Here is a 26,845-nt window from a genome sequence, read left to right on the forward strand (position 1 = left end):
CGCGAAGGCAAAGGACACCCGGAGGGCGGCGCGCATGGATGCGCGCCGTGCAACACCGGGACAAGGACGTCCCGTGTGTTGCATGCCTGCGTCAGCTTCGCGTGTGCGGGCTTGTGATTCAAAGAAAGGCATTTTTCTTTGGTTACCTTTCTTTTGTTGCTTATGACAAAAGAAAGTAACTCGCCCGCTTGCGGGCGAAAGCTTTGCACTTGCTTGAAGAAAGGAGCACCGCGAACCAAACCCCCTGTAGGCGCGGCGTGGTCCGCGACCGTGACCTCTCAATATCGCGCCGATGCCAGCCGCAGCCCTTCAGGGTAGGAGCGGCGCGAGCCGCGACCGCGCTGCGGCGGTCTTGCGGCGCACGGCCCAAGAAAGATCAGGATCAAAAAGGTCAAGATCAAAAAGATCGAGATCAAAAAGATCAAGATCAAACCCAAAGCTTCCGCCACTAAAGCGGCGGGTTACTTTCTTTTGTCTAAAGCAACAAAAGAAAGGTAACCAAAGAAAAATGCTTTTCTTTGAATCAAGGGCCCGCACGAGCGGTGCATCCGCGGGGATCTACATACGGGACATCCCTGTCCCGATGAAAAACGGCCCGCATCCCTGCGGGCCGCCCTCCGGGTCTCCCATGGCCTTCGCGAGTCCTAGGCTGCGCACAGCTACAGCACAGCCTGAGCCAGAGCGAGAGCCAGGGTCACAGCCAAGGCCAAGGCCGGAGCTACAGCTAAGGCCAAATCCAAAGCCGGGGTGCAGCGGAGAACAGGCGGCTACAAGGGCAGGGGCCGCGGCGATCCGAGGGAACTCCCCAAGCGGGCCGCCGAAACCAACCCCGTTCACACCCACCCACACCCCTCTAGACCATCGTCGTAACGCCACCCGCCCGCCCCTTGGTCTAGCCTGCGAGCGGTAGCCCCCAGGTCGTACGAGGCAGCCGCATGCGTGACGAGGCCGAGTCTTATCAAGCGTTCCACCGCCGCTCGATCGAGCAGCCCGAAGCGTTCTGGGCCGAGCAGGCGCAGGCGATCCACTGGCACAAGCCGCCGCAACGGATCCTCGATTATTCGCGGCCGCCATTCCGGCGCTGGTTCGCTGGCGGCGAAACCAACCTGTGCTACAACGCGGTCGACCGTCATCTCGAAGCGCGCGGCGATCAGGCCGCGCTGGTGGCGATCTCCAGCGAAACCGGGTCGACCCGCGAGGTCAGCTACGCCGAACTGCATCGCGAAGTGAATACGTTCGCCGCGATCCTGAAGTCGCTCGGCGTCGGCCGCGGCGACCGCGTGGTGATCTACATGCCGAACATGGCCGAGGCGGTGTTCGCCATGCTCGCCTGCGCGCGCATCGGCGCGGTGCATTCGGTGGTGTTCGGCGGTTTCGCCGCGCACAACCTGGCGCTGCGCATCGACGACGCCACCCCGAAGCTGTTGATCTGCGCCGATGCCGGCATACGCGGCGGCAAGCTCATTCCCTACAAGCCCCTGGTCGATGCGGCCTGCGCCGAAGCGCAGTCGCCCCCGCCGCGGGTGTTGATCGTCAGCCGCGGTCTCGACCCGGCGCCGAACCTGATCGCCGGGCGCGACGTGGATTACGCCGCGTTGCGCGCCGAACACGACGGCGCCCGGGTCGAGGTGGAGTGGCTCGAATCCAACGAGCCCAGCTATCTGCTCTACACCTCCGGCACCACCGGCAAGCCCAAGGGCGTGCAGCGCGACGTCGGCGGCTACGCGGTCGCGCTGGCCCTATCGATGTGGTCGATCTACGACATCCGCGCCGGGCAGGTGATGTTCTCGACCTCCGACGTCGGCTGGGCGGTCGGCCATTCCTACAACGTCTACGGCCCGCTGATCGCCGGCGCGACCTCGGTGCTGTACGAAGGGTTGCCGACGAATCCCGACCCGGGAATTTGGTGGCGCATCTGCGAGCAGTACGGCGTGCGCACCATGTTGTCCTCGCCGACCGGCATCCGCGTGCTGAAGAAGCAGGACGCCGCCTGGCTGAAGAAGCACGACCTGTCGAAACTGCAGTGGCTGTTCCTCGCCGGCGAGCCGCTCGACGAACCGACCGCGCACTGGATCACCGAAGGCATCGGCAAGACCATCATCGACAACTACTGGCAGACCGAAACCGGCTGGCCGGTGTTGTCCCTGATGCCCGGCCTGGATCTGCAGCCGGTCAAGTTCGGTTCGCCGGGCTTGCCGACGCCGGGCTATCACCTGCGGGTGATCGACGAAGCCACCGGCGCCGACGTCGGCCCGCACGAGAAGGGCGTGCTGGTGATCGTGCCGCCGTTGCCGCCGGGCTGCATGACCACGGTCTGGAACGACGACGCGCGTTTCCTGTCGAGCTACTTCGGCCATTTCAAGGAATTGCTGTACAGCTCGCTGGACTGGGCGATCCGCGACGAGGATGGCTGCACCTTCATCCTCGGACGCACCGACGACGTGATCAACGTCGCCGGCCATCGCCTCGGCACGCGCGAAATCGAGGAGTCCGTCGCCAGCCACGCCAGCGTCGCCGAAGCCGCGGTCATCGGTGTGCACGACGAGCTCAAGGGACAGGTCCCGGTGGTGTTCGCCACTCTCAAACAGGCCGCCGACCAGGATCCGGCCAGCGCCGCGGCCGGCATGCAGCGCTGCGTGGTCGAGCAGCTCGGCGCGGTCGCGCGGCCGGCGCGGGTGTACGTGGTGAACGCCTTGCCCAAGACGCGCTCGGGCAAATTGCTGCGGCGTTCGATCCAGGCCCTGGCCGAAGACCGCGACCCCGGCGACCTGTCCACCCTCGACGATCCCGCCGCGCTCGACGAGGTCCGTCGCGCCCTGGCGCGCGGGGCCGACGCCGGCGGCTGAGGGGAGGGCGGGAGGGCATTGGCTTTCTTGACACGACCTTTTCCGCAATCGCGTTAGCATCGGCGGCAACTGCGGGTACGTCCGCTCTCATCGCCAAAAGCGAGGCAGAACGCGTAATGGAAGCAGAACAGGACAGCGCGCCGGGCTGGGAGGCGATCGACCGGGCCCTGAGCCGGTTGTATCTGCGTCAGGAGCCCAAGCACTACGGCCCCCGCGGCAACGGCGCCAATGACCCCTTGGCGGCCATTCGCGCCTATAAGCGCATCATTCCGGTGCCGCACTGGCATTTCGTCACCTACGGTTTGAGCGAACTGCACGGCAAGACCTCCGACGATCCGCAGCGCAGCGGTTTCGGGTTCGAGTTGACCTTCCGCCTGGCCAACCCGGACGACAGCGAAGAGCCGCCCGCCTGGGTGCCGGATTTCCTGCAGAACCTCGCCCGCTACGTGTTCGAAAGCGGCAACGTGTTCAACGCCGGGCATTACCTCAATGCCAACGGCCCGATTGCGGCCGATACCGCGACCCGGATCCAGGCGGTCGCATTCGCGCCCGATCCGGAACTGCCGGCGATCGACACCGAGAACGGACGGGTCGAGTTCCTGCAGGCGGTCGGCATCACCAACGAGGAAGAATTCGCGCTCAAGCGTTGGTCGACTTTGCGGGTGCTGGACGTATTCCTCGATTACCTGCCGCTGTGGGTGACCGAACTCGATCGCGAGTCCCTGGTCGACGACCCGGAGGTTGCCGAGCGTCTGCATCAGGGTTCCGCGCAGGAAGGCTCCAGTTCGGCGATGGTCTATACCGAGCAACTGGAGTGGCGCCAGCACAAGCGCCTGCTGCGCCAGTCGATCACCGAGATCGTGCTGGACTCGCGCCAAGTGGGCGAACTGCTCGCCCTGTTGCCGCTGCGCCTGCCGTTCGGCAAGCCCTTCAGCCTGATCGGCCCGTCGGCGCGGATCGTGTTCGAGCCGGCGCCGCGCAACGGCGCGCACGCCGACGGCGAGGCCCTGCATCTGCGCCTGAACGAGGCGACTTTGCGCAATCTGGTGGCCTGTTTGCGCACCCAGGAAGGGCGCTACAAGGTCGAGGGGCTGGATGCGGTGGAAGTGGTGGTCCGCAAGAGCGAAGGCCAACCGCGCCAGGAGCCCGCCCGCCAGCACGGCTGAGCGGGCCGGGCCGAACCGCCAGTTGCGCCGGCGCGCCGGTATGCGCCCTGGGTCGCCGCCGGCGCGGCGGCCGGTACAGGGTCGGCATCGGCGAGCGGGGCAGGCGGGTTAAAATGCCGGATCGCCCCGCCCGGGCCCTCCGGAGTTCCAAGATGACCTTATTGTCCGCAGGCGCGAAGTTCCGCGCCGCGCTCGCCGAAGAATCGCCGTTGCAGGTCATCGGCGCGATCAACGCCAATCACGCGCTGCTCGCCAAGCGCGCCGGGTATCGCGCGATCTATCTGTCCGGCGGCGGCGTCGCCGCGGGTTCGCTGGGCCTGCCGGACCTGGGCATCAACACGCTCGAAGACGTACTGATCGACGTGCGCCGCATCACCGATGTCTGCGATCTGCCGTTGCTGGTCGATATCGACACCGGCTTCGGCCCGAGCGCGTTCAACATCGAGCGCACGGTCAAGTCGCTGATCAAGGCCGGCGCGGCCGGCTGCCACATTGAGGACCAGGTCGGCGCCAAGCGTTGCGGTCATCGCCCGGGCAAGGAGATCGTCCCGGCCGACGAAATGGTCGACCGGGTCAAGGCCGCGGCCGACGCCAAGACCGATCCCGGGTTCTTCCTGATCGCGCGCACCGACGCGATCGCGGTCGACGGCGTCGATGCCGCGATCGAACGCGCGATCGCCTGCGTCGAAGCCGGCGCCGACGGCATCTTCGCCGAGGCCGCCTACGACCTGCCGACCTACCGCCGCTTCGTCGATGCGGTCAAGGTGCCGGTGCTGGCCAACATCACCGAATTCGGCCAGACCCCGTTGTTCACCCGCGACGAACTGGCCTCGGCCGGGGTCGCCATCCAGCTGTATCCGCTGTCGGCGTTCCGGGCCATGAACAAGGCCGCCGAGAACGTCTACCAGGCGATCCGCCGCGACGGCCACCAGAAGAACGTGGTCGACACGATGCAGACCCGCGAAGAGCTGTACGACCGCATCGGCTACCACGCCTTCGAAGGCAAGCTCGACGCGCTGTTCGCCAAGAAGAACGGTTGAGCCGATTCTCCCTTCTCCCGACGCGGGAGGGGTATTCGATTTTTCTTCTCCGGCAAGCGGGATAGATGTTTGGTTCTCTTCCCGCGAGCGGGACAGGGAACAAGGAACAACAGAAAACTTCATCGAGGACGGACCATGAGCGATACGCAACAGACCCTGCCCAAGCCCAAGAAATCCGTGGCCCTCAGCGGCACCGCCGCGGGCAATACCGCCCTGTGCACCGTCGGCCGCAGCGGCAACGATCTGCATTACCGCGGCTACGACATCCACGACCTGGCGACCCAGTCGACCTTCGAGGAGGTCTCGCACCTGCTGGTGCACAGGGCGCTGCCGACGGCTTCGCAGCTCAAGGCCTACAAGACCAAGCTCAAGCGCCTGCGTGGGCTGCCGGCGATCGTCACCGATGCGCTCGAACTGGTGCCGGCCAACGCGCATCCGATGGACGTGCTGCGCACCGGCTGTTCGGTGCTCGGCACCGTGCTGCCCGAGCGCGAAGGCCACGTCGCGTCCGAAGCGCGCGACATCGCCGACCGCCTGATCGCCAGCTTCGGTTCGATGCTGCTGTACTGGTGGCATTTCACCCGCAACGGCCGCCGCATCGACTGCGAGACCGACGACGACAGCGTCGCCGCGCACTTCCTGCACCTGCTGCACGGCGAGCCGCCGAGCGCGCTGCACGCCGACGCGCTCGACAAGTCGCTGATCCTGTACGCCGAGCACGAGTTCAACGCCTCGACCTTCACCGCGCGCGTCATCGCCGGCACCGGGTCGGACCTGCATTCGTGCATCACCGGCGCGATCGGCGCGCTGCGCGGGCCCAAGCACGGCGGCGCCAACGAAGTCGCGATGGACATCATCTCGCGCTACGGCGACGCCGATGCCGCAGAGGCCGACATCCGCGCCCGCGTGGAGCGCAAGGAAATCGTGATCGGCTTCGGCCACCCGGTCTATACGGTCGGCGATCCGCGCAACCCGATCATCAAGGAACTCTCGCGCAGCCTGTGCAAGGAAGGCGGCAACCAAACCCTGTTCGAGGTCAGCGAGCGCATCGAGAACCTGATGTGGGACCTGAAGAAGATGTTCCCGAACCTGGATTGGTACTCGGCCTCGGCCTATCACATGATGGGCATCCCGACGCCGATGTTCACGCCGCTGTTCGTGATCGCCCGCACCACCGGTTGGAGCGCGCACGTGATCGAGCAGCGCGAGGACGGCAAGATCATCCGCCCGAGCGCGAACTACACCGGTCCGGAAGACCGCGCCTACGTGCCTATCGAGCAGCGTTGAGCCCCGGCTGCCGGCTTCGCGCCGGCGGCTTAAACGCAGGACGGCCACGCAAAAGGCCAGGCTTCGAGCCTGGCCTTTTCGTTTGCGCGCGCGGCGCCCAGCGTAGCGATTGCCGTATACGACTAACGTCGAATACGACACAGAAACGTCATGCTGCGACATGGCATAGTCCCGGACCAGCCGGGAGGACGACGGCGTGGCCGCGCGCATGCGCATGGCCTGGGGAATACACGCCGCGCCCTCCGGCCTCGGACCTCCGTCGTGCGACGGGATTCAACACGGGGAATACCATGCGCGACAGCGATATGCCGGTTAAGACCAACGACGGTCGGGACGAAATCCAGAACCGCTCGCGCAAATTGCCGCCGGTCTTGCGTTCGATCCTGCTGATCGTCGACGGCGACCGCAGCGTGCGCCATCTGCGCGACCTGATCGGCAGCCTGCACGGGCCGACCGATGCCCTCGAGCAATTGGAAGCGATGGGCCTGATCGCCTCGTCGGCAGCCGTGGCCGCGACCATGACCGCGCATGCGCCGACCCCCGGCATCGCCTTCGCCGCCGCACCGCCGCCGCTATCGGCGGAGGACGCCGCGCAGCGTTACCAGACGCTGTACACGCTGATGAGCGAGACCGTGCGCGAGCATCTCGGTCTGCGCGGTTATTTCCTGCAGTTGAAGATCGAGCGTTGCGGCAACAGCGAAGAACTCGCCGAGTTGCTGCCCGACCTCAGCGCCGCCCTGGCCAAGGTGCGCAAGGACAACATCGCCGCCGAGATCGAAGACCGCTTCGCCGCCGGGGTTTGATCGTAAGACGGTTTGTGTCGCCTGTTCCTGGAGCGATGATCTAAAGGGTAGGAGCGGCGCAAGCCGCGACCGCGATCTTTCGATCGATGGCGATATCGTTCGTGCGTGCGGCCGCAGACGTGGGCGCCGATGCTCGTTCCCGCGCGTTGCCTATCGTATTGCGGCCGCGCCGCTTCGCCTGACGCGGCTCGCGCCGCTCCTACCCCAAAGCGGTGCGACCGCTCCTGCCTCTTACAGCAGGCCTTCGGCCTTCAATGCCGCCTGCACGCCGGCGTCGGCTTCCATGCGGCGCTTGAATGCCGCCAGGTGCTCGTAGCCGGACAGGTCGACCTTGACCGAATCGGCCCAGCGCAGGGTGATGTAAAGATAGGGATCGGCGTAGCTGCGGAAGCCGGCGATCCACTCGCGATCGGCCAGGCGCTGGTCGGCCGTGGCATACAGGCCGCGCAGGCGTTCGCGTGCGTGTTGGCGCAGGGTGTCGGCTTGCGTCGGATCGGGATGGAACTTGCCCGGCGCGAAAATCGGCAGGAATGCCGGATGCACGTCGGAGTTGACGAAGGCCAGCCAACGCGCGGCTTCGGCGTGTTGCTGCGCACTGCCGTCGCCGGAGAGTCGCGCCTGCGGAAAATTGTCCGCGATGTAGCCCATGATCGCGGCGTTCTGGGTCAGCACGAAATCGCCATCGACCACCGCCGGCACCGCACCGGCCGGATTGATGGCGAGAAAGGCGGGCGCCTTCATCGAGTCCTTGTCCATCACCTCGACTTCGAACGCGCCGCCGGTCCACTGCAGGGCGATATGGTCGGCGGTCGAACACGCGCCGGGCTTGCTGTAGAGCTTCATGCTTAACGCCTCCATGAAAGAAAAAAAGCAGGTCGGCGACTATCACCGACCTGCTTCGTATCCTCAAGGAGGAGACTGCAACGGAGCGTTACGACACCGGCGCCATGGGCCGGCCGCGAACGCGGCCCCGGCCTTCGCCGGCGCTTTCGATCTTCAGCGGCGTCAGCCCTTGCTGACGCCTTTGGGCAACTCGGCCTCGGCGATGACGCGGCGCGGCTTGAGCTTCTGCACCTTGTAGAAGGTGTGGTCGCCGATGGTCGCGACCTGGTAGGCGTTGCGCCAGGACGGGCTGGCGATCGCCAGGGCGGCGAAGTGGCTCGCGCCCGGCACGATTTCCTTGCGCTGACCGGCCGGCAGGGCCCAGTTGCGTTCGGCGGCCAGGGCGACGTTGACCGACTCGGTCCAGGCCTCGCTGTTGCTCAGACGCGTGCCCGGCGAGACCAGGCTGGGGGCGAACTGCTTGTTGGCGGTGACCACCTGGCAGACCGTGGAGCCCCACAGGCCGCTGTCGCGACGGCGCAGGGCGACCTCGGCGACGGCTTGCTGGCCGCGCAGGGACTGATCGCGGGCTTCCAGGTACACGGTGGTGCTCAAACACAGCGAATCGGCGGTTTGTGGCGGCAATACCGAGGCCAACCACAGGATCCAGGCCAGTTTCATCGTTGACTCCTTGCTCCGTTGCGCTGGCCGCACTTCGTCTTCCATCTCCATGGAACGGGAGATGGCGACAGCGGTGAGGCCGCATGGCGTACTGGGGAGGGCGGCGGCTCTACGGCGCGCTTTGCCCCGTCACCGGGAACCGTGTCGTGTCCGACGCGGGCGGTGTGGGATGCCACCTCTGCAGGGGTGGCGGAAAAGTTGGCGCAAGGTAGCGACGGCTTGCCAAACAAACCCTGAATGACAATTTCTAAGTTTCTAAATTAGTTGGAGTTTTTATTCTGAATAGGCCTTAGGCCCTTGGTTTCATTGGGCTTCAGCCCGGCACGAACCGTGCCCGGATCGTCTCAGCTGTTCATGATTCGGCCCGGAACAGGCAGCCCACAGCGTCGATTTGGCGTCTCCGGCCCCGGGTGGACTCGGCAATCGGCTGGATTCGGCCCTGTCCGGCCGCTTTCGAACCCCAGGGGTAGGAGCGGCGCAAGCCGCGACCACGACCCGTGGGGCGGCGGCGTTGCGATCCAGGCAAGCGTTCCGGGTCTGTATGGCGGCCGGCTGCGGCCGCTGATCGCGACGCCACAGACATATATATGTATCGCCGCAGGGAAGCGGCGACTCGGCGCTTCGATGTCTGGCCATAACGCAGCCGCATGCCGGCTGCTGCGGTTCTTTCTTACAAGGCAGCCGCAAGACGGCTGCTGCGGCTCTTCCTTACAAGGCAGCCGCAAGACGGCTGCTGCGGCTCTCTCTTACAAGGCAGCCGCAAGACGGCTGCTGCGGTTCTTTCTTACAAGGCAGCCGCAAGACGGCTGCCTTGGTCGATCGCCCGCTTGGCGTCGAGTTCGGCGGCCACGTCGGCGCCGCCGATCACGTGTACCGGCTTGCGGCCGTGGGCGAGCGCCGCGGCCAGCGGCTTGAAGGGTTCCTGGCCGGCGCAGATCACCACCTGGTCGACCGGCAGCAACTGCTCGCTGCCGTCGACGCGGATGCGCAAGCCTGCGTCGTCGACGCCGACGTATTCGACCCCGCCGATCATCCGCACCTGCTTGGCCTTGAGGGTGGCGCGGTGGATCCAGCCGGTGGTCTTGCCGAGCTTCGCCCCGGGCTTGCCGGGACTGCGCTGCAGCAGCCAGACCTCGCGCGCCGGCGGCTCCGGCCGCGGCGCGACCAGGCCGCCGCGGTTGTCGCCGTAGCCCAGGTCGACGCCCCATTCGGCGCGCCAGCGGGCCGGGTCCAGGCTGACCGAAGCGCCTTCGTGGACCAGGTACTCGGCGACGTCGAAGCCGATGCCGCCGGCACCGATGATCGCCACCCGTTTGCCCGGCACCACCTGGCCCTTGAGCACGTCGAGATAGGAACAGACCTTGGGGTGATCGGCGCCAGGGAAATTCACCTGGCGCGGGGCGATGCCGGTCGCCAGCACCACCTCGTCGAAGCCGGCCAGCGCGGCCGCGTCGGCGCGCGTGCGCAGGCGCAACTCGACCCCGGTCTGCTCGAGCTTGCCGCCGAAGTAGCGCAGGGTTTCGTAGAACTCTTCCTTGCCGGGGATCTTCTTGGCGAGGTTGAATTGGCCGCCGATCTCGTCGGCGGCGTCGAACAGGGTCACGCGGTGGCCGCGCTCGGCCGCGACCGTCGCGCAGGCCAGGCCGGCCGGGCCGGCGCCGACCACGGCGATGCGCTTGGGCGCGCGGGTCGGCAGGTAGTTCAGCTCGGTCTCGGCGCAGGCGCGCGGGTTGACCAGGCAGCTGGCGTGCTTGTTCTGGAACACGTGGTCCAGGCAGGCCTGGTTGCAGCCGATGCAGGTGTTGATGTCGGCGCTGCGCTGCGCGCGCGCCTTGGCCACCCACTGCGAATCGGCCAGCAGCGGCCGCGCCATCGACACCATGTCGGCCTCGCCCGCAGCGAGGATGCGCTCGGCCACCTCGGGCATGTTGATGCGGTTGGTGGTGATCAGCGGCAGGCCGACTTCGGGCTTGAGCCGCGCGGTGATGCCGGTGAAGGCGCCGCGCGGCACCGAGGTGGCGATGGTCGGCACCCGCGCTTCGTGCCAGCCGATGCCGGTGTTGATCAGGGTCGCGCCGGCGGCTTCGATGGCCTTGGCCTGCACGAGCACGTCGGCCCAGCTGGAGCCTTCCTCGACCAGGTCGATCATCGACAGGCGGTAGATGATGATGAAGTCCGGCCCACAGGCTTCGCGGATGCGGCGCACGATCTCGACGCAGAAGCGGATGCGCTGGGCGGTGTCGCCGCCCCAGGCGTCCTTGCGCTTGTTGGTGCGCGGCACGGTGAACTGGTTGAGCAGATAGCCTTCCGAACCCATCACCTCGACGCCGTCGTAGCCGGCCTCGCGGGCGAGCCGGGCGGTGCGCACGAAGGCCTTGATCTGGCGCTCGACCCCGCCGGCCGACAGCGCACGCGGAGTGAACGGGTTGATCGGCGCCTTGAGCTTGCTCGGCGCGACCTGCAGCGGGTGATAACCGTAGCGCCCGGCGTGCAGGATCTGCATGCAGATGCGCCCGCCGTGCGCGTGGACGGCCTTCGTCACCTGGCGGTGCTTAGCGGTTTCCCACGGCCAGCTGAGCTTGCCGCCGAAAGGCTTGAGCCAGCCGACGACGTTCGGGGCGAAGCCGCCGGTGACGATCAGGCCGACTCCGCCGGCGGCGCGCTCGCCGAAATAGGCCGCCAGCTTGGGAAAGTCGGCGGCCTTGTCTTCCAGGCCGGTGTGCATCGAGCCCATCAGCACGCGGTTGGGCAGGGTGCAGAAGCCCAGGTCCAGCGGTGCGAACAGCTGCGGATAGAGCGGATGCGGGGCGGGGTTGCTGGCGGCCGTGGACATGCTGGCTGGATACGCTGGCGTATGGATTGTGCACGATGCCGCGAAAGCCGTGCCAATTCAAGGTCCGCGTCAAAGCGGCGAGAGGACAGGCACCGAACGCGGCGGATTGCAACGGTTGTCACGGACCGGACCCATCGCCGAACATGCCCGACCTCTTGCAGTCCCGAATCCATGGACGCCGCCCCAGAACCCAGCCTCCAGGACTATCTGCGCGCCGACATCGTCGCCGCCGACCTGCCCGACCTGCAGCCGCTGCTGGGCGCGCGCGATCTGCTGCGCGCGTTCTCGACCCTGTTCCACGGCGGCGAGGAGTCGGTGATGGTGCGGCTGCTGGTGCTGCGCGCCATCGGCGAACGCGGCCAGGCGCCGGACTGGTCGCCGCAGGAACTGCGCGAACACTTCGGCTACCTCGACCCGGTCAAGTTCGACACCGTGATCGGCCGCCTGCGCGAGAACGACCTGTTGCTGTGGGACGGCGAAACCCAGCGTTACCGGATCAGCCCGGTCGGGCGCCAGGCGCTGGCCTCGATCGGCCTGCTGCTGCAGTTCAACCGCGAAGGCGACGAGCTGGCCTACGTCACCGCGCAGATCGCCGCCGGCCAGGCGGTCGGCCGGGTGCGTTCGGACGATCTGCAGCACCTGCTGTCGCGCCTCAACGAGTTGCGCGAGGACTTCGACCAGGCGGTGCTGAGCGGTTCCGAACACCGCATCCAGCGCGCCGCCGGCACCTTGCAGTCGGCCTGGCGCTGGATCGAGAAGGGCACCGAGATCGTCGAGGAGATTTCCTCGGACGCCGAGCTCGACAGCCACACCCACCGCGTCGCCCAGCAGATCGGCCGCGCCCAGAGCGCGATGCTGCGCCAGGCCTCGGTGTTCCAGCGCGCGCTGAGCCAGCTCGACCGCCATCGCGTGCACCTCGGCGCGAGCGGCCTGTCGTCTTCGGACGTCAACCGCTATTTGCGCGGGCTCGACATCGAGGCGCTCGCCGCGCATGCCGACGACGTGCTCGCGCGTTCGGCGATCCCGGCCTTCATGCTGGCGCCGATCGCGCTCGACGTGGCCGAGTACGAACTGGTCGAACGCGAACGCGAAGCGCGCGAAGACCAGTCCCTGCCGCCGGCGCAGGCCGCGCCCGATACCGACGCCTCCCCGGCCGCGGCCACCGACTTCCAGTTCGCCGAACGCTGGCTGGACGAGTTGACCGCGCTGAGCGGCGATGCCGCCGCGCTGATCGACGTGGTGCCGCAGGACAGCTTCTCGCTCAGCGCCTATCGCCTGTCCTTGCTCGGCCTGATCGGCGACCCCGGCGCCGAGAACCGCAACGGCGTCAGCGCTTCGATGGCGCGGCTGCCGCTGGCGTGGCGGGTCGAACCCGAGTTCGAGCCCGTCGACCGCGCCGGCGTGGCCTACATGAGCCGCGGCCGGCTCGAAGCGATCACCGAGGAAATGCGCCTGGCTGCGCGCGCGCCGCGCAAGCGCACGACGAAACACGAAACCCCCGACGGCGGCGAAGCGTCCACGCACGCAAGCCAGGCCGCGTCCAAACCCAAGAAGACCGCCTCCGGGCGCGGCGCCGCGCCTGCGGGCAAACGCGCCAAAGCGACCAAGGACACCGCAGACACCCGATGAACGATCCTATCGCCTCTCTGATCGCGCGGCTGATCGCCGAGCGTTGGCTGCCGCGCGATGACGTCGCGGTCCGCGAACTGCTGACCGACGCCGAACAGCGCAACGACCTCGACCGCCGCCTCGCCGCGTCGGGCCTGCGCCTGCTCGAACACCCCTACGCCGCCAACATCGCGGTCGGCATCGCCCGCCCGCAGGAATCGGCGGTGTTCGGCAGCGCCAAGGCCTGGTCCTCGACCAACCTGCAACTCGACCGCGACGCGATCGCGCTGTTGGTGGTGCTGTGGGCGCTGTTGGTGCTGCCCAAGCGCCAGCGCCAGATCGCGCGCCAGCAGGCCGACCGCGACCAGGACCAGGAGCAGATGTTCGCCGAGCTCAAGCCGATCCCGGTGGGCGCCGAAGTGGTCGAACCGATCAACGAGCGCACCTTGCTCGCCGATTTCGGCGAGAAGCTCGGGGGCAAGACCCGGATCCAGTTCAACCTGGGTTCGCTGGCGCGGCAGGGCTTCATCGTCCGCCGCAAGGAGCGGATCCACGAGGGACCGTTGCTGGACCTGGCCCTGGATTACGAACGCATCGCCGGCCGCGTCATGAACGGCGCGCTGTCCTTCGTCGTCGCCGAGGCGCGCCACTACCGCGGCGACCCGGCGGAGCCCGAAGGCGAGAGCGCGGCCGAAGCCGAGGCCGATGCGGCGTTGCTGGCCGACATCGAAGCCGGCATCTATTCCGACCTCGACACTTATGCCGAGGCGAACGCCGAATACGACTCCACGGCTTCGAACGAGGGCGGCGCCGAGCCGGCGTCGCAGATCGATGACCACGGTGTCGACGCCGACGCCGAAGTGGATCTCGAAATCGAAACGGTCGCTGCGGACGCCGAGCCGGCCGCAAGCGACGACGCAAACGACGACGCGGCCGACCCCGGCAACGAAGACGAAGTAACCGGGTCGACCCGACCGAAGCACGACGAGGAGGCCGCGGCCGATGTTTGAATTCCGCTCGCTGGAACTCGTGCACTGGGATTATTGGCAGCGCTTCCAACTGCCGCTGGACGCTTCGATCGTTACCGTGGTCGGCCCGAACGGTTCGGGCAAGACCACCTTGCTCGATGCGCTGCGCACCCTGCTGGCGATCGAGGATCGCGACACCGCGCGCGACTACAAGACCTATCTGCGCCACAACGGCAAACCCTATGCCTGGTTGCGCGCGGTGGTCAGCAACCGCCCCGACCGGCGCGGCGGCCGGCCGTTCTTCCCGATCAAGGACGACGTGGTCACCCTGGCCTGCCGCATCCGCAAGCGCGGCGGCGACTGGAGCCGCGACTACCAGATCGTGGCCGGCGACACCCCGGTGGAGACTCTGGAGCAGGGCGGCGAATGGCTCGGCGTGCGCGACTATCGCGTGCGCCTGGCCGGTGCCGGCCTGACCCGCGCGATCTGCCGCGTGCTGACCCTGGAACAGGGCGCGACCGACAAGCTCTGCCAATATTCTCCGCGCGACCTGCTGCAGCTGATCTTCGACGTGTTCGAAGACAAGGCCGTGCTCGACGACTACCAGCGCGCCCGCACCGAGCAGTTCGACGTCGAGAAGGAGTTGCAGCAACTCGGCCAGGACCTGGCCGGTCTGCATCTGCGCCTGGAGTCGGCCAAGGCCGACGTGCGTTCGTTCGAAGAAGGCAATGCGCTGCGCAATCAGCGCCAGCGCCTGGAAAGCGAGATCGCGCCCAAGGTCGAGCTGGCCGACCAGCGCGCGGTGATCGACGGCGCCAAGCCGCGCCTGACCGGCCTGCGTCGCGCTTTGCGCGAACGCGAGCGGGTGCTTGAAGAGATGCGCGCGCAGGACGCCATCGCCGCGACCGGCCGCGACGTGTTGCAGGAGGCCATGCGCGAAGCGCGCCGGCAGGTGACCGCCAGCGAACAGGCCTTCACCCAGGCGCGCGACGCCGCGCGCGACGCCGAGATGCTGGTCAAGCGCCGCGACGAGCTGGCCAAGCTGCAGGCGCAGCGCGGCGCCATCGACGTCGAAGCGCTCAGCGCCAGCGTCGAGAACGGCCGTCGCCGCCAGGCCGAGCTCAAGCTCGAAGTCGAACGCGACCGCAAGCGCAGCGGCGAGATTTCCGCGCAGATCGCCGCCCTCAGCGGCGGCGGCCGCATCGTCGAGCCGTTCGAGCGCGATTTCCGGGCCGGGCTCGACCAAGCCGGCATCAAGCACCACGTCCTGACCGAACTGGTCGAGATCACCGACCCGCAATGGTCGGTCGCGGTCGAAGCGGTGCTCGCGCCGTACCGGCACCTGCTCGTGCTGGAGAATCCCAAGGACGCGCGCGCCGCCTGGAAGCTCGGCGAGAGCCAGCAGTACCGCCACTTCATCGTCGCCGAACGCGCGCCGGTGCCGAAAGCCGGCGCTGGCACCCTGCTCGAAGTGGTGCGCTTCTCGGCCGACCCACCGGCGTGGTTGCCGCGCCAGCTCGACCGCATCCGCCGGGTCACCGACATCGAGCACGGCTCGCGCCTGCCGGCCGGGCAGGACTGGATCACCCAGAAGGGCTATCTGCGCGAAAGCCGCGGCGGCCGCCATATCGGCGGCACCCAGCACCACTTCGGTACCGGCGCGCGCCAGTCGCACCTGGCCGAGCTGCGCGCCGAACTCGCGACGATCGCCCAGCGCAGCCAGTCGCGCGAAGCGGAGCTGCAGGAACTGAGCCAGCGCGTCGACGCCGAGCAATCGCGCCTGATGGGACTCGATGCGGCGCAGGAACTGGTCACTCGCGCGGCCGAATTCGCCGATGCCCAGGCACGGCTGCCCGGCCTGGCCGAAGCCGCCGCCGAAGCCGCCGCGGCGCTGGCGCTGGCGCGCGCCAGGATCGACGAGGCCGCCGAACAGGACAAGGCCGAAGGCATCGCCGCGGCCAAGCGCCAGGGCCAGATCGACGCGCTCGCCCGCGAACTGCGCGAACGCGCCCAGCAGATCAACGGCGAGCGCCAGAGCCTGATCCAGCGCATCCTCGACTATCGCCGCAAGCGCGCGATGATGCCGCAGGCCTGGCGCAGCGCCGCCGCGCTCGCCGCCGCCCGCGAAGAGTACGAAAGCGCTTCGGCGGTGCGTCGCGAGATCGAACGCATGGACGACCGCCTGGCCCGCGGCGGTTTCGTCGACGACGAATCCTGCATCCCGCTGCGCGACAAGATCGCGGCCGACCACGGCGAACTGGAGAACTCCATCGGCCGTCGCGAATCGCACCTGGAGCGCGCCAAGCGCCTGACCCAGGAAGCACGTGGCGCCTACATCAACGTCTTGCGCGCCACCGTGCGCCGCTACAAGAAGAACCTCGCCGCGCTCGGCGAACTCGCCGGCATCGGCGTCGACGCCGACATGCCCGAACTGGCCAACGACGACGTCGCCCTGGCCCAGGCCGGCCTGTCGGTGCGTTTCGACTTCGACCGCAAGGGCTGGATCGGCCTCGACGACGGCGAAGCCTCGGGCGGACAGCAGGTGATGAAGTCCCTGTTGCTGCTGGTGGCTTTGTTGCGCGATGAAGACCAGCCGGGCGGCTTCGTCTTCATCGACGAACCCTTCGCCCACCTGGACGTGTTCAACATCGAGAAGGTCGGCCGCTTCCTGCGCGCCACCGATGCGCAGTACATCCTGACCACGCCGATCACTCATAACCTCAACGTGTTCGAACCCTCGGACCTGGTGTTGGCGACCAGCAAGCGCCGCGGCGGCAGCCCCTGGGCCGAAGCCGTGGCCGTGCTCAAGCGTAAACTCGAAGACAAGGCGGCGTAATCGCGAGGCGGCACTGCCGCCTCGTTTTTGTTGCCCGACATTCCCGTGGCTTCTGCCGTTCCCACTGGGCAAAGTGGAGCAGTTCATCGGCTCGCTGCCTCTGCTGCTGTTCCCCTCTCTGAAAGAGGCAGGGGCCCGCTTTTGCTCTTCCACGCGAGAATCCAAAGCCGCCGCCCTCGCGCCGCGAAGTTCGCGCCGACGTTCGCCCCTCTGCAAAGGGGCGACGGCCCGCGTGCCGGAATCGCTCGCGCCCACGACTACGCGCCGACCGCCGACGTGCTGCGCCTTCGTGCATCAGGTGGAACGATAAATCCCACCGATCCGGAGCCTGGACCAATTGACTCCTGCCTCTCCGGCCTTACTCTATGCACACCCAAAACCGCAGTCGCACCGCACCCATGAAGTCGTTCCCGCTACTGATATCGCTGCAAGCCCAGCGCGAGAGCGCGGGCCGGGTGCGCCTGCCTCCTGTGATCTTCGGTCCCGGGTCGATGTAATCGACCGGTCGAAGCCACACCAGAACAGAGCACCCGCAAGGGTGCTTTTTTATTGCCCGCGGTTTATCGCCGGCCCGGACCGAACAGGTTCCCGGGTCGGATTCCCTTCACTGCAATGCCCGGAAAACCAAGGAGAACGTGCCATGAATTCCACGGCCGACACCCAAACCTAGCCGCGCGTCCCATCGCCAACAGGGACGCGCGGCCTCCTCTGTTGGCAACCAGGCATTCATCTCATGAACACCACGCTCCGTAAGGTTTCCATCCCGTCCCGCTGGCGCAATCTCGGCATCATCGCCCACGTCGATGCGGGCAAAACCACGCTGACCGAACGCCTGCTGTGGAAAACCGGCGCCATCCATCGCGTCGGCGAAGTCCACGACGGCGCGGCGACCACCGATTACACCGAGATCGAACAACGCCGCGGCATCACCATCGGCGCGGCCGCGGTGCAGACGTTCTGGACGCCGCAAGATGGGGCCGAACACCGGTTGACCATCATCGACACCCCGGGCCATATCGATTTCGCGATCGAAGTGGAACGCTCCCTGCGCGTGCTCGACGGCGCGGTCGCCGTGTTCAGCGCGGTCGACGGCGTGCAGCCGCAGTCGGAAACCGTGTGGCGCCAGGCGCGCCGCCATGGCGTGCCGCTGATCGCGTTCGTCAACAAGATGGACCGCGTCGGCGCCTCGTTCGATCTCGTGCTCGCGCAGATGCGCGACAAGCTCGATGCGACGCCGTGGCCGATCGGTTGGCCGCTCGGCGCGGAAAGCGAGTTGCGCGGCTGGGTCGATCTGGTCGATCGCAGCGTGGTGCTGTGGGACGACGCCGGCACGAGCCTGCGGCGCGCTTGGAGCGACGAAGAGGCCGACGAGTACACGCCGCTGCGCAGCCGCCTGATCGAACAGGTCGCCGACCACGACGACGAGCTCGCCGAGGCCTTCCTCGATGCGCGCGTCGTCGACGCCGCCTTGCTCAAGGCGGCGCTGCGCCGGGCCACCTTGAAAGGCGCGGGCACGCCGGTGCTGGCCGGTTCGGCGTTCAAGAACAAGGGCGTGGAAACGCTGTTGGACGCGATCGTCGATTACCTGCCGTCGCCTCTGGATCGCCCCGCGGTCCGGGCCGAAAGCGATGCCGGCGAAGTGACGCTCGCTGCCGACGCGGGCGGGCTCTTGAGCGGTCTGTTGTTCAAGATCGTGCATCAGGAGCACGGCGCGCTGTCGTTCATCCGGCTGTACTCCGGCACCCTGCGGGTCGGCGACACGGTATGGGCTTCGGGTCGCGGGCGTGAGCAACGCGTCGGCCGCTTGCAGGTCGTGCAGGCCAACCGCGGCCAGGACGTCGAGGTGGCCTATGCCGGCGAGATCGTCGCGGTGGCGGGCTGGAAGGACGCGGTCAGCGGCGAGAGCCTCAGCGGTATCGAGCGCAAGCTGGTGCTGGACACGATCCAGGCCCAGCCGGCGGTGTTGTCCTGGCGTCTGACGCCTGGCAAGGCCAGCGATCTGATCCGTCTCGGCCAGGGCCTGGCGAGCCTGGCTCAGGAGGACCCGTCGTTCCGTGTCGGCACGGATGCCGAGACCGGCGAGACGCTGGTGTGGGGCATGGGCGAGTTGCATCTCGACGTCATGGTCGAACGCCTGCGGCAGGAGTGGAACGTCGAGGTGCGCACCGGTTCGCCGCGCGTGGCCTATCAGGAAACGCCGAGCAGGCCGGTGACGGGCGTCGAGGGCAAGCTGTCCAAGCAGAACGGCGGTTCCGGCCAGTTCGCGCGCGTGGTGATCGATGTGGCGCCGCGCAGCGACGGCCAGTTCGAGTTCGTCGACCGCACCAGCGGCGGCGTGGTGCCGAGAAACTTCGTCGCCGCGACCGAGAAGGGCCTGCGTGCGGCGCTGGCGGAAGGCCCGCGCGGTTACCCGGTGGTCGGCCTCAGCGTGAGCCTCGTCGACGGCGAGACGCATGCGGTGGATTCGTCGGAACTGGCGTTCCAGCGCGCCGCTGCGGATGCGCTGAAGACCGCGTTGGCCTCGGCCGGCACGACCTTGCTCGAACCGGTGATGGCGCTGGTCGTCGACACGCCCGCGGGCAACGTCGGCGACGTGGTCGGCGACCTGCAACGGCGTGCCGGCCGGGTGTTGGCGATCGAGGACAAGGGCAGCCGGACCGATGTCACCGCACGCGCGCCGCTGGCGCAGTTGTCGGGCTATACGACGACCCTGCGTTCGTTGACCCAGGGCCGGGCCTCGGCCTCGATGGTGTTCGACCGCTACGAGGAGGCGCGCTCGGCGCCGCAGGCGGCTTGAGACCGATGCGGAAGAGGAAAGAGCAAACAGGAGCGAGAAGGGGGCCGGCATGCCGGCCCCCTGAGTTTTCGTAGACAGGAGAATTCGCAGTCAAGAGTCTTCAGAGGTCTGCCACGGCGAACCCTGGGTATTCGGCTTCGCCGAAATAAAGCGGATCCACCTTCGCGGGAACGGCGGCAGGAGGGGGCGGCGCCACTTCCGGCAGTCGTCCCCGCGAAACGCCGAGGCGCCATGCGACCTAGCCGCGTCCCGGTGACTTCAGAGTCGTGCCGACTCCCAACATCTCACCATCCCGCCAACACCAGTTTCCCGATGGTCGTCCCCGATTCCAGGCGGCGATGCGCTTCGCGCAAGGTCTGCGCGTCGATCTTGCCGAGGGTTTCGGTGTGCGTGCCCTTGAGCTCGCCGGCGTCGATCAGTTCGGCGACGCGGTCGAGCAGGCGGCCTTGTTCGATCATGTCGGCGGTGCCGAAGCGCGGGCGCGCGAACATCATTTCCCAGTGGATGCCGATGCACTTGGCCTTGTAGGGGTCGCCGATCTTCACCGCGCCGCTCGGTTCCACGATCAGGCCCACATGGCCTTGCGGGGCGAGCAGTTCGCCGAGCACCTCCCAGTAGCGGTCGGTGTCGGCGAGATTGAGCGCGGCATCGATCTGTTCGATGCCGAGCGCCTGCAACTGCGGCGCCAGCGGCTGGCGGTGATCGACCACCTCGTCGGCGCCCATGCGCCGGCACCATTCGACGGTTTCCGCACGCGAGGCGGTGGCGACGACGCGGAAGCCGGCGCGCTTGGCGATCTGGATCGCGATCGATCCGACGCCGCCGGCACCGGCGATGATCAGCAAGGTCTTGCCGTGGCCGCCTTGTTCGCTGTCGTAGGGCATGCGCTGGAACAACAGCTCCCAGGCGGTGATCGCGGTCAGCGGCAGCGCCGCGGCTTCGGCCGCGCTGAGCGACTTCGGCGCAGCGCCGACGATGCGTTCGTCGACCAACTGCAGTTCGCTGTTGCTGCCGGAGCGGGTGATGTCGCCTGCGTAGTAGACGCGGTCGCCGACCTTGAAGCGCGTGACTGCGTCGCCCACGGCCTCGACCACGCCCGCGGCGTCGTAGCCGAGCACGCGCGGCTGCGCCTCGACCTGCGGTTTCGGCGAGCGCACCTTGGTGTCGACCGGGTTGACCGAGACGGCTTCGACCCGCACCAGCAGGTCGTGTCCGCTCGCGCTCGGTGCGGGCAGTTCGACGTCGAGCAGCGACTGCGGATCGTCGATGGGCAGGTAACGGGTCAGGGCGACGGCTTTCATGAGGACTCCAGGACAGGACGAGGCGAGGGAATGAGGGGATGAGGGCGGGTGGGGATCAGACCGGCGCCGGATTGCGTTCGGCGAACTGTCCGTTCCAGTACGGGTAATAAGGGTAGGGCGGCGTGACGGCGCTGGCTGCGTCGAGTTTCGCTATTTGCGCCGGGTCGAGGTTCCAGCCGATCGCGCCGAGGTTCTGCCGCAATTGCTCCTCGTTGCGCGCGCCGATCAGCACGGTCGATACGGTCGGCCGTTGCAGCAGCCAGTTCAGGGCGATCTGCGGCACGCTCTTGCCGGTCTCGGCGGCCACCTCGTCGAGCGCATCGATCACCCGGTACAGGCGCTCGGGGTCGACCGGCGGGGCGAAGCCGGCGGTGTCGTGCAGGCGGCTGCCTTCGGGCAGCGGCTGGCCGCGGCGGATCTTGCCGGTCAGGCGGCCCCAGCCGAGCGGGCTCCACACCACCGCGCCGACGCCCTGGTCCTGGCCGAGCGGCATCAGCTCCCACTCGTAGTCGCGGCCGATCAGCGAGTAGTAGGTCTGGTTGGCGACGAAGCGCGAATAGCCGTAACGGTCCGCGGCGGCCTGCGATTTCATCAGCTGCCAGCCGGAAAAATTCGACGCGCCGATGTAGCGCACCTTGCCGGCGCGGACCAGGTCGTCGAGCGTCGACATCACTTCCTCGACCGGCGTCATCGCATCGAAGTGATGAAGTTGCAGCAGATCGATGTAATCGGTGTCGAGGCGCTTGAGCGCCTTGTCGGTGGCGCGCAGCAGATGGTGGCGCGAGGCGCCGACCTCGTTCGGGCCGTCGCCGGCGCGCAGGGTCAGCTTGGTCGACAACACGACCTCGTCGCGGCGGCCCTTGATCGCCGCGCCGAGAATCGTTTCGGATGCGCCGTCGGAGTAAACATCGGCGGTGTCGAAAAAGTTGACCCCGGCCTCCAGGCTGAGGTCGATCAGGCGGCGCGCCTGTTCGATGTCGGTATTGCCCCAGGCGCTGAACAGCGGGCCCTTGCCGCCGAAGGTGCCGGCACCGAAGCCGAGTGCGGAAACCTTGAAGCCGGAGCGGCCGAGCGTGCGGTAATCCATGGTGATGCCCTCGTAGGAAAGTGATATGAGCAAACGTGGAATCAGCGACCGAACAGCAGGGCTTCGTCGACGGCCGCGGCCATCGCGCGGTAGCCGGCGTCGCCAGGGTGCAGGTGATCGCCGGAGTCGTAGGCCGGCAGGAAACGCGTCGGGTGTCGCGGGTCGCGCACGACCGCATCGAAATCGACCACCGCATCGAACTCGCCGCTGCTGCGGATCCATTCGTTGACCGCCTGGCGGACGCGGTCCTTGTCGCGGTGGTAATAACCGTGGATCGGCGAGCCTTCGAGCGCGCCCTCGAACGGGGTCAGGGTGGCGCCGACGATGCGCAGCGACTGGGTGCGGGCGCGGGCGATCAGTTGCCGGTAGCCGGCGATCAGGCGCTCGGCGCTCATCGCTTCGCGCCGGGGTTCGAAACTGCTGCCGGGCCAGGCGATGTCGTTGATGCCGAGCAGGACGATCGCGGCATCGGCTTTGCGGCCGAGCACGTCGCGTTCGAAGCGCGCGAGGGCGCTGACGCCCATGCCGTCGTTGAGCAACTGGCCGCCGGAGATGCCGGCGTTGAGCACGGCGACATCGCGCGGCGCCAGGCGCGCGGCGAGCAGGTCGGGCCAACGCTGGTTGCGGTTCGCAGTCGAGCCGGCGCCGTCGGTGATCGAATCGCCGAGCGCGATCACGCTGCGGGTCGGGCGCGGCGCGTCGACGATGATCCCGCTGAGGTAGGGGCGGGTCTGCAGCACTTGGCCCTGGGCCAGGTTCGCGTCGGCGACGCGGTTGCCCGCGACGAGATAGGCGTCCTGGCGGCCTTCCCAATGGAAGCTGTCGAGCGGCGTCGCCTGTGGCAGGTACAGGCTCACCGCGACTTCGCCCAGCGCGGCGACCTCGAGTTCGACCGGATCGCTGAGCGCCGGCGCGCCGGGCAGGATCGTCACCGAGGCTTGCCCCCCGAAGCTCAGTGCGCGGTCGCTGCCGCTCTCGATGCCGGCGCCGCCGGCGCTGCGGGCGATATGCGCCGCGCCGATGGTGATGGGGCGGTCGCCGTAGGCGTTCGACAATTCGATGCGGACCCGCGAGCCGCCGACGCTGACCCGGGCGACTTGGCGCAGGGTCTGTTCGCGCAGCTCGGTCGGGGCGCCGTTGGGCAGGATGAAACCCGGCGCCCAGGTCGGCTGCGGACTGGCCGACCAGGTGCCGACCCAACGGCCGCCGTCGGCGGCGTGTGCGGCGGGGGCGATAAGCACGACGGCCAGCGCGGCGGCGGTCAAGGGTTTGCGCAGAAAGGAGAGCGTCATGGCCTGGGTTCGGAGAGCGTCGCGGATTCGACGGGGTTCAAATTAGGTTCTTCCGAATCAAGCTGGTAGAAGGCAAAATCGCATATAGCTCATTCCGTATTGGAATGACTCTCGAGGACGAACCGGACCCCCCATGGACACCCTCCGCTCGATGCAAACCTTCGTGCGCGCGGTCGAACTCGGCAGCCTGTCGGCGGTCGCGCGCGAGCAACACACGACCCAGCCGACGGTCAGCAAGATCGTCGCCGCGCTCGAACAGGACCTGGGCGTCCGCCTGCTGCAACGGAGCACCACCCACCTCGCGCCGACCGAACAAGGCCGGCGTTTCTACGAACGCGCGCGGCGGGTGCTGGAGGAATACGGCGAGGCCGTCGCCGACGCGCGCGGCTCCACCGAAACCCCGGCCGGCCTGTTGCGGGTCAGCGCGCCGGTCAGCGTCGGCGTGTTGCGCATGAATCGCCTGGTGCAGGAATTCCTTGCGCTGTACCCGCAGATCGAGATCGAGTTGATCCTCAACGACCGTTTCGTCGATCTGGTCGAAGAGGGCATGGACGTCGCCCTGCGCCTCGGCGGGACCTTGCCGCCGAACGTGGTCGCGCGCCGCATCGCGCTGTCGCCGCGCGGCCTGGTCGCCTCGCACGGTTACCTTCGCAGCCACGCCGCGATCGAGCGGCCGCAGGATGTACCGGCGCATAACTACCTGCGCTTCGCCTGGGCCAGCGAGCACTACGAACTGCACGGTCCCGATGGCGAGACGGTCAAGCTCACCGCCCACGGCCGCTACCGCATCAACAACTCGCTGGGCATCCGCGAAAGTTTCCTGATGGGCGCCGGCCTGGGCCTGGCCCCGGCGTGGCTGGTGCAGGACTTGATCGATACGGGCGAGCTGGCCTGGGTGTTGCCGCAGTGGAAGGCGTCGGCGCACGAGGCCTGGTTGCTGTACCCGTCGCGGCGTTATCAACCGTTGCGCACGCGGGTGTTCCTGCAATTCCTCGGCGAGCGGCTGACCCAGTTGCCGGGGTTTCTTGCGGTGGAGTGAGGAGTCGGGATTCCTGCTCGTTTCACCGTCATCCCCGCCTGCTCGGGGAGGACCGGCCACCGCAACAGCACGCATGCGTATGATTCCAGCTCGCACGACGGGAACACTCAACCCGCCGCGCAGGCAGCCACGGCTTCGTCGCTTTCCTGGGGCGCGGCCGCCTTCCCGGGCGCATCCAGGCGCGCCGCCCACACCGCCAGCGCCAGCCCCGACAGCGTCACCAGTGCCGCAACCCAGGTCACCGCGCCGAGGCCGGGGCCGTATTCGATCACCGCGCCGCCGAGCCAGGCGCCGAGCGCATTGCCCAGGTTGAACGCGCCGATGTTGAGGCTGGACGCCAGGTTCTGCCCGGCCGGGTCGGTCTTCTGCAGCACCCATAGCTGCAGCGGCGACACCGTCGCGAACGCGGCCACGCCAAGCAGGCCGACGAAGGCGATCGCGGCGATCTGGCTGTGCAAGGCGAAGGTCATCAGCCCGAGCACCACCGCCAGCGCGATCAGGGTCGAGATCAGGGCCGGGGCGAGACGCTTGTCGGCCAGGCGTCCGCCGAGAATGTTGCCGAGGATCATGCCGACGCCGAACACCAACAGGATCGGCGACACCGCCGCTTCGCCGAAGCCGCTGATGCGGGTCAGGATCGGCTGGATGAAGGTGTAGACGGTGAACACGCCGGCGAAGCCGAGCACCGTCATCGCCAGGCCGAGCAGCACCTGCGGATGCACCACCGCTTTGACTTCCTTGCGCAGCGCGACCGGGGCCGGCGGGTTCCGGTCCTTCGGCACCAGGGTCGCGATGACGATGGTGGCGATCACGCCGATCACGGCCACCGCCCAGAAGGTCGAACGCCAGCCGTGATGCAGGCCGAGCCAGGCGCCGGCCGGCACGCCGAGCAGGGTGGCGACGGTCAGGCCGGTGAACATGATCGAGATCGCCGAGGCCTTCTTGTCGGCCGGCACCAGGCCGGTCGCGACCACCGCGCCGACGCCGAAGAAGGTGCCGTGGGCGAGCGAGGTGATCACCCGCGCGATCATCAGCACGGTGTAGTTCGGCGCGATCGCGCAGACGATGTTGCCGATGGTGAAGATCACCATGAGCGCGACCAGCACTGCCTTGCGCGGCATGCGCCCGGTGGCGATGGTCAGCACCGGCGCGCCGACGAACACGCCGAGCGCATAGCCGGAGATCAGCAGCCCGGCCGCGGCGAGGCCGACCTGCAGGTCGGCGGCGACCTGCAGCAGCAGGCCCATGATCACGAATTCGGTGGTGCCGATGCCGAAGGCGCCGACGGTCAGCGCGTACAGCGCGACCGGCAGGCCGCGGCGGGCGGCGGGCGTGGCAGAGGAAGAAGCGTGCATGACGGCGTGTCCGCGGAAACGATGCGGCAGCCTAGGTCCTTGCATCTTGTGGAAAAACCGCCAGGATGGCGAATCAGTATCAACGATTCGTTGAGAATGCCATGGACCGTGTCGCCGACCTCAGCCTGTTCCTGCGCGTGCTCGACCTCGGCTCGATCAGCGCCGCCGCCCGCAGCCTCGACCTGTCGGTCGCGGTCGCCAGCCAACGCCTGAAGCGGCTCGAACGCGACCTGGGCGTGCGCCTGCTGCACCGGACCACCCGGCAATTGCACGCCACCGCCGAGGGCGCCGCCCTGGCCGAACGCGGCCGAGCGGTGATCGAAGAGCTCGAAGCGTTGACCGCCGACCTGCGTCAGGCCGGCAGCGAGCCGAGCGGCATCCTGCGCGTGACCACCTCGGCCTCGTTCGGGCGCATGTACATCTCGCCGCTGCTGCCGGAGTTCCAGCGCCGCTATCCGGCGGTGCGGCTCAGCGTCAACCTCAACGACGAGCGCCTGGACCTGATCGGTTCCGGCATGGATCTGGCGATCCGGATCGGCCCGCTCGACGACTCCAGCCTGGTCGCGCGCAAGCTCGCCGACAACCGCCGGGTGCTGGCTTGTTCGCCGGACTATCTGCGCCGCCGCGTCGCTCCGCGCACGCCGCAGGACCTGGCCGACCACGAATGCCTGCTGCTGGTCGGCGCACAGGGGCGCATGGAGTACTGGAGCCTGCTCGATCGCGACGGCCATGCCTCCAGCGTGCGCGTCAATGGCCATCTCGAAAGCAACTTCGGCGAAGTCCTGCGCGATGCCGCGATCGCCGGCCTGGGCATCGCCCACTTCTCCGCCTGGCACGTGCACGAAGACCTGCGCAGCGGCCGCCTGGTGCGGGTATTGCCCGATTACGCCTTGCCCGACACCGCGATCAGCGCCGTGATGCCGCAACGGCGTTTCGTACCGACGCGAGTACGCGTTTTCGTGGATTTTCTCGCCGAATTGTTCGGCGAAGTGCCGCCGTGGGAGCGGGGTGGGTGAGGGGGGATTGATCGACGGATTCGTCGCCGCGGTGCATCGATGGCTGCTGGACCCCTTCTCAAGTTCGT

Annotated in this window: 18 protein-coding genes; 11 read left to right on the forward strand and 7 right to left on the reverse strand. The window is 67.8% G+C overall.

The window, feature by feature from the left end; translation table 11 throughout:
* Positions 1–935: 935 nt before the first annotated feature.
* The 5 genes from prpE (at position 936) to ACSAMQ_RS05560 (ending at position 7,142) form a co-directional block, all read left to right on the forward strand.
* Positions 936–2,846 (forward strand): propionate--CoA ligase, encoded by a 1,911-nt coding sequence (gene prpE, locus ACSAMQ_RS05540; RefSeq protein WP_435394694.1) that lies wholly within the window; start codon positions 936–938, stop codon positions 2,844–2,846.
* Positions 2,847–2,962: 116 nt separating this feature from the next.
* Complete coding sequence (locus ACSAMQ_RS05545) at positions 2,963–4,012, forward strand: suppressor of fused domain protein (RefSeq protein ID WP_435394695.1); 1,050 nt, start codon at positions 2,963–2,965, stop codon at positions 4,010–4,012.
* A 152-nt stretch (positions 4,013–4,164) separates the two neighbouring features.
* Positions 4,165–5,052 carry a methylisocitrate lyase gene (gene prpB, locus ACSAMQ_RS05550; protein WP_435394696.1) on the forward strand — a complete coding sequence of 296 codons (888 nt, stop codon included), beginning with the start codon at positions 4,165–4,167 and terminating at the stop codon, positions 5,050–5,052.
* 135 nt (positions 5,053–5,187) lie between these two features.
* Positions 5,188–6,339 carry a bifunctional 2-methylcitrate synthase/citrate synthase gene (prpC, locus tag ACSAMQ_RS05555; protein WP_435394697.1) on the forward strand — a complete coding sequence of 384 codons (1,152 nt, stop codon included), beginning with the start codon at positions 5,188–5,190 and terminating at the stop codon, positions 6,337–6,339.
* Between the two features lie 290 nt (positions 6,340–6,629).
* Complete coding sequence (locus tag ACSAMQ_RS05560; RefSeq protein ID WP_435394698.1) at positions 6,630–7,142, forward strand: hypothetical protein; 513 nt, start codon at positions 6,630–6,632, stop codon at positions 7,140–7,142.
* Between the two features lie 231 nt (positions 7,143–7,373).
* Here ACSAMQ_RS05560 and ACSAMQ_RS05565 read toward each other — a convergent pair whose 3' ends face one another.
* From ACSAMQ_RS05565 to ACSAMQ_RS05575, 3 genes are all read right to left on the reverse strand, one after another.
* Positions 7,374–7,985 carry a glutathione S-transferase N-terminal domain-containing protein gene (locus ACSAMQ_RS05565; protein ID WP_435394699.1) on the reverse strand — a complete coding sequence of 204 codons (612 nt, stop codon included), beginning with the start codon at positions 7,983–7,985 and terminating at the stop codon, positions 7,374–7,376.
* Positions 7,986–8,147: 162 nt separating this feature from the next.
* A complete protein-coding gene (locus ACSAMQ_RS05570; RefSeq protein WP_435394700.1) occupies positions 8,148–8,645 on the reverse strand; it encodes a cell wall hydrolase in 498 nt (165 codons plus the stop codon).
* Between the two features lie 784 nt (positions 8,646–9,429).
* Positions 9,430–11,478: an FAD-dependent oxidoreductase gene (locus tag ACSAMQ_RS05575; RefSeq protein WP_435394701.1), complete on the reverse strand. Its 2,049-nt coding sequence runs from the start codon at positions 11,476–11,478 to the stop codon at positions 9,430–9,432.
* Between the two features lie 171 nt (positions 11,479–11,649).
* Here ACSAMQ_RS05575 and ACSAMQ_RS05580 point away from each other — a divergent pair, with 171 nt between their 5' ends.
* From ACSAMQ_RS05580 to fusA, 4 genes are all read left to right on the forward strand, one after another.
* The gene (locus ACSAMQ_RS05580; protein ID WP_435394702.1) at positions 11,650–13,107 is read left to right on the forward strand and encodes a hypothetical protein; all 1,458 of its coding nucleotides are present in this window, start codon (positions 11,650–11,652) and stop codon (positions 13,105–13,107) included.
* Entirely contained in the window at positions 13,104–14,096 is a 993-nt protein-coding gene (locus ACSAMQ_RS05585; RefSeq protein WP_435394703.1) for a hypothetical protein, read from the forward strand. Before ACSAMQ_RS05580 ends, ACSAMQ_RS05585 begins: the two co-directional genes overlap by 4 nt.
* On the forward strand, positions 14,089–16,890 hold the full coding sequence (locus ACSAMQ_RS05590) for an AAA family ATPase (protein WP_435394704.1): 2,802 nt from the start codon (positions 14,089–14,091) through the stop codon (positions 16,888–16,890). The genes ACSAMQ_RS05585 and ACSAMQ_RS05590 overlap by 8 nt, the downstream gene beginning before the upstream one ends.
* 733 nt (positions 16,891–17,623) lie before the next feature.
* Positions 17,624–19,687 carry an elongation factor G gene (fusA, locus tag ACSAMQ_RS05595; RefSeq protein WP_435394705.1) on the forward strand — a complete coding sequence of 688 codons (2,064 nt, stop codon included), beginning with the start codon at positions 17,624–17,626 and terminating at the stop codon, positions 19,685–19,687.
* 284 nt (positions 19,688–19,971) lie between these two features.
* On the opposite strand, the gene ACSAMQ_RS05600 is transcribed toward fusA, so the two are convergent.
* Genes ACSAMQ_RS05600 through ACSAMQ_RS05610 form a run of 3 tightly spaced genes read right to left on the reverse strand, consistent with a single transcriptional unit; the run spans position 19,972 to position 23,367 of the window.
* Positions 19,972–20,988, reverse strand: a complete 1,017-nt coding sequence (locus tag ACSAMQ_RS05600) for a zinc-binding alcohol dehydrogenase family protein (RefSeq protein ID WP_435394706.1) — start codon at positions 20,986–20,988, stop codon at positions 19,972–19,974.
* A gap of 55 nt (positions 20,989–21,043) precedes the next feature.
* Positions 21,044–22,075: an aldo/keto reductase gene (locus ACSAMQ_RS05605; protein WP_435394731.1), complete on the reverse strand. Its 1,032-nt coding sequence runs from the start codon at positions 22,073–22,075 to the stop codon at positions 21,044–21,046.
* Positions 22,076–22,116: 41 nt separating this feature from the next.
* Complete coding sequence (locus tag ACSAMQ_RS05610) at positions 22,117–23,367, reverse strand: SGNH/GDSL hydrolase family protein (protein WP_435394707.1); 1,251 nt, start codon at positions 23,365–23,367, stop codon at positions 22,117–22,119.
* 133 nt (positions 23,368–23,500) lie between these two features.
* Here ACSAMQ_RS05610 and ACSAMQ_RS05615 point away from each other — a divergent pair, with 133 nt between their 5' ends.
* Positions 23,501–24,406 carry a LysR substrate-binding domain-containing protein gene (locus ACSAMQ_RS05615; protein WP_435394708.1) on the forward strand — a complete coding sequence of 302 codons (906 nt, stop codon included), beginning with the start codon at positions 23,501–23,503 and terminating at the stop codon, positions 24,404–24,406.
* Positions 24,407–24,513: 107 nt separating this feature from the next.
* Here the strand turns inward: ACSAMQ_RS05615 and ACSAMQ_RS05620 are convergent, their stop codons facing one another.
* Entirely contained in the window at positions 24,514–25,761 is a 1,248-nt protein-coding gene (locus ACSAMQ_RS05620) for an MFS transporter (protein ID WP_435394709.1), read from the reverse strand.
* Positions 25,762–25,862: 101 nt separating this feature from the next.
* On the opposite strand from ACSAMQ_RS05620, the gene ACSAMQ_RS05625 reads away from it, so the two are divergent.
* Complete coding sequence (locus ACSAMQ_RS05625; protein WP_435394710.1) at positions 25,863–26,777, forward strand: LysR family transcriptional regulator; 915 nt, start codon at positions 25,863–25,865, stop codon at positions 26,775–26,777.
* Positions 26,778–26,845 lie beyond the last annotated feature (68 nt).

The organism is Lysobacter sp. 1R34A, from assembly GCF_051217035.1.
Classification (GTDB): Bacteria; Pseudomonadota; Gammaproteobacteria; order Xanthomonadales; family Xanthomonadaceae; genus Lysobacter.

Coding starts and splice junctions, on each gene's coding strand:
- ACSAMQ_RS05580 (WP_435394702.1), top strand. CDS start 11,650: ATGGACGCCGCCCCAGAACCCAGCCTCCAGGACTATCTGCGCGCCGAC.
- ACSAMQ_RS05575 (WP_435394701.1), bottom strand. CDS start 11,478: ATGTCCACGGCCGCCAGCAACCCCGCCCCGCATCCGCTCTATCCGCAG.
- ACSAMQ_RS05615 (WP_435394708.1), top strand. CDS start 23,501: ATGGACACCCTCCGCTCGATGCAAACCTTCGTGCGCGCGGTCGAACTC.
- ACSAMQ_RS05605 (WP_435394731.1), bottom strand. CDS start 22,075: ATGGATTACCGCACGCTCGGCCGCTCCGGCTTCAAGGTTTCCGCACTC.
- ACSAMQ_RS05590 (WP_435394704.1), top strand. CDS start 14,089: ATGTTTGAATTCCGCTCGCTGGAACTCGTGCACTGGGATTATTGGCAG.
- ACSAMQ_RS05585 (WP_435394703.1), top strand. CDS start 13,104: ATGAACGATCCTATCGCCTCTCTGATCGCGCGGCTGATCGCCGAGCGT.
- prpC (WP_435394697.1), top strand. CDS start 5,188: ATGAGCGATACGCAACAGACCCTGCCCAAGCCCAAGAAATCCGTGGCC.
- ACSAMQ_RS05545 (WP_435394695.1), top strand. CDS start 2,963: ATGGAAGCAGAACAGGACAGCGCGCCGGGCTGGGAGGCGATCGACCGG.
- ACSAMQ_RS05560 (WP_435394698.1), top strand. CDS start 6,630: ATGCGCGACAGCGATATGCCGGTTAAGACCAACGACGGTCGGGACGAA.
- prpB (WP_435394696.1), top strand. CDS start 4,165: ATGACCTTATTGTCCGCAGGCGCGAAGTTCCGCGCCGCGCTCGCCGAA.
- ACSAMQ_RS05565 (WP_435394699.1), bottom strand. CDS start 7,985: ATGAAGCTCTACAGCAAGCCCGGCGCGTGTTCGACCGCCGACCATATC.
- ACSAMQ_RS05620 (WP_435394709.1), bottom strand. CDS start 25,761: ATGCACGCTTCTTCCTCTGCCACGCCCGCCGCCCGCCGCGGCCTGCCG.
- prpE (WP_435394694.1), top strand. CDS start 936: ATGCGTGACGAGGCCGAGTCTTATCAAGCGTTCCACCGCCGCTCGATC.
- ACSAMQ_RS05610 (WP_435394707.1), bottom strand. CDS start 23,367: ATGACGCTCTCCTTTCTGCGCAAACCCTTGACCGCCGCCGCGCTGGCC.
- ACSAMQ_RS05625 (WP_435394710.1), top strand. CDS start 25,863: ATGGACCGTGTCGCCGACCTCAGCCTGTTCCTGCGCGTGCTCGACCTC.
- ACSAMQ_RS05600 (WP_435394706.1), bottom strand. CDS start 20,988: ATGAAAGCCGTCGCCCTGACCCGTTACCTGCCCATCGACGATCCGCAG.
- fusA (WP_435394705.1), top strand. CDS start 17,624: ATGAACACCACGCTCCGTAAGGTTTCCATCCCGTCCCGCTGGCGCAAT.
- ACSAMQ_RS05570 (WP_435394700.1), bottom strand. CDS start 8,645: ATGAAACTGGCCTGGATCCTGTGGTTGGCCTCGGTATTGCCGCCACAA.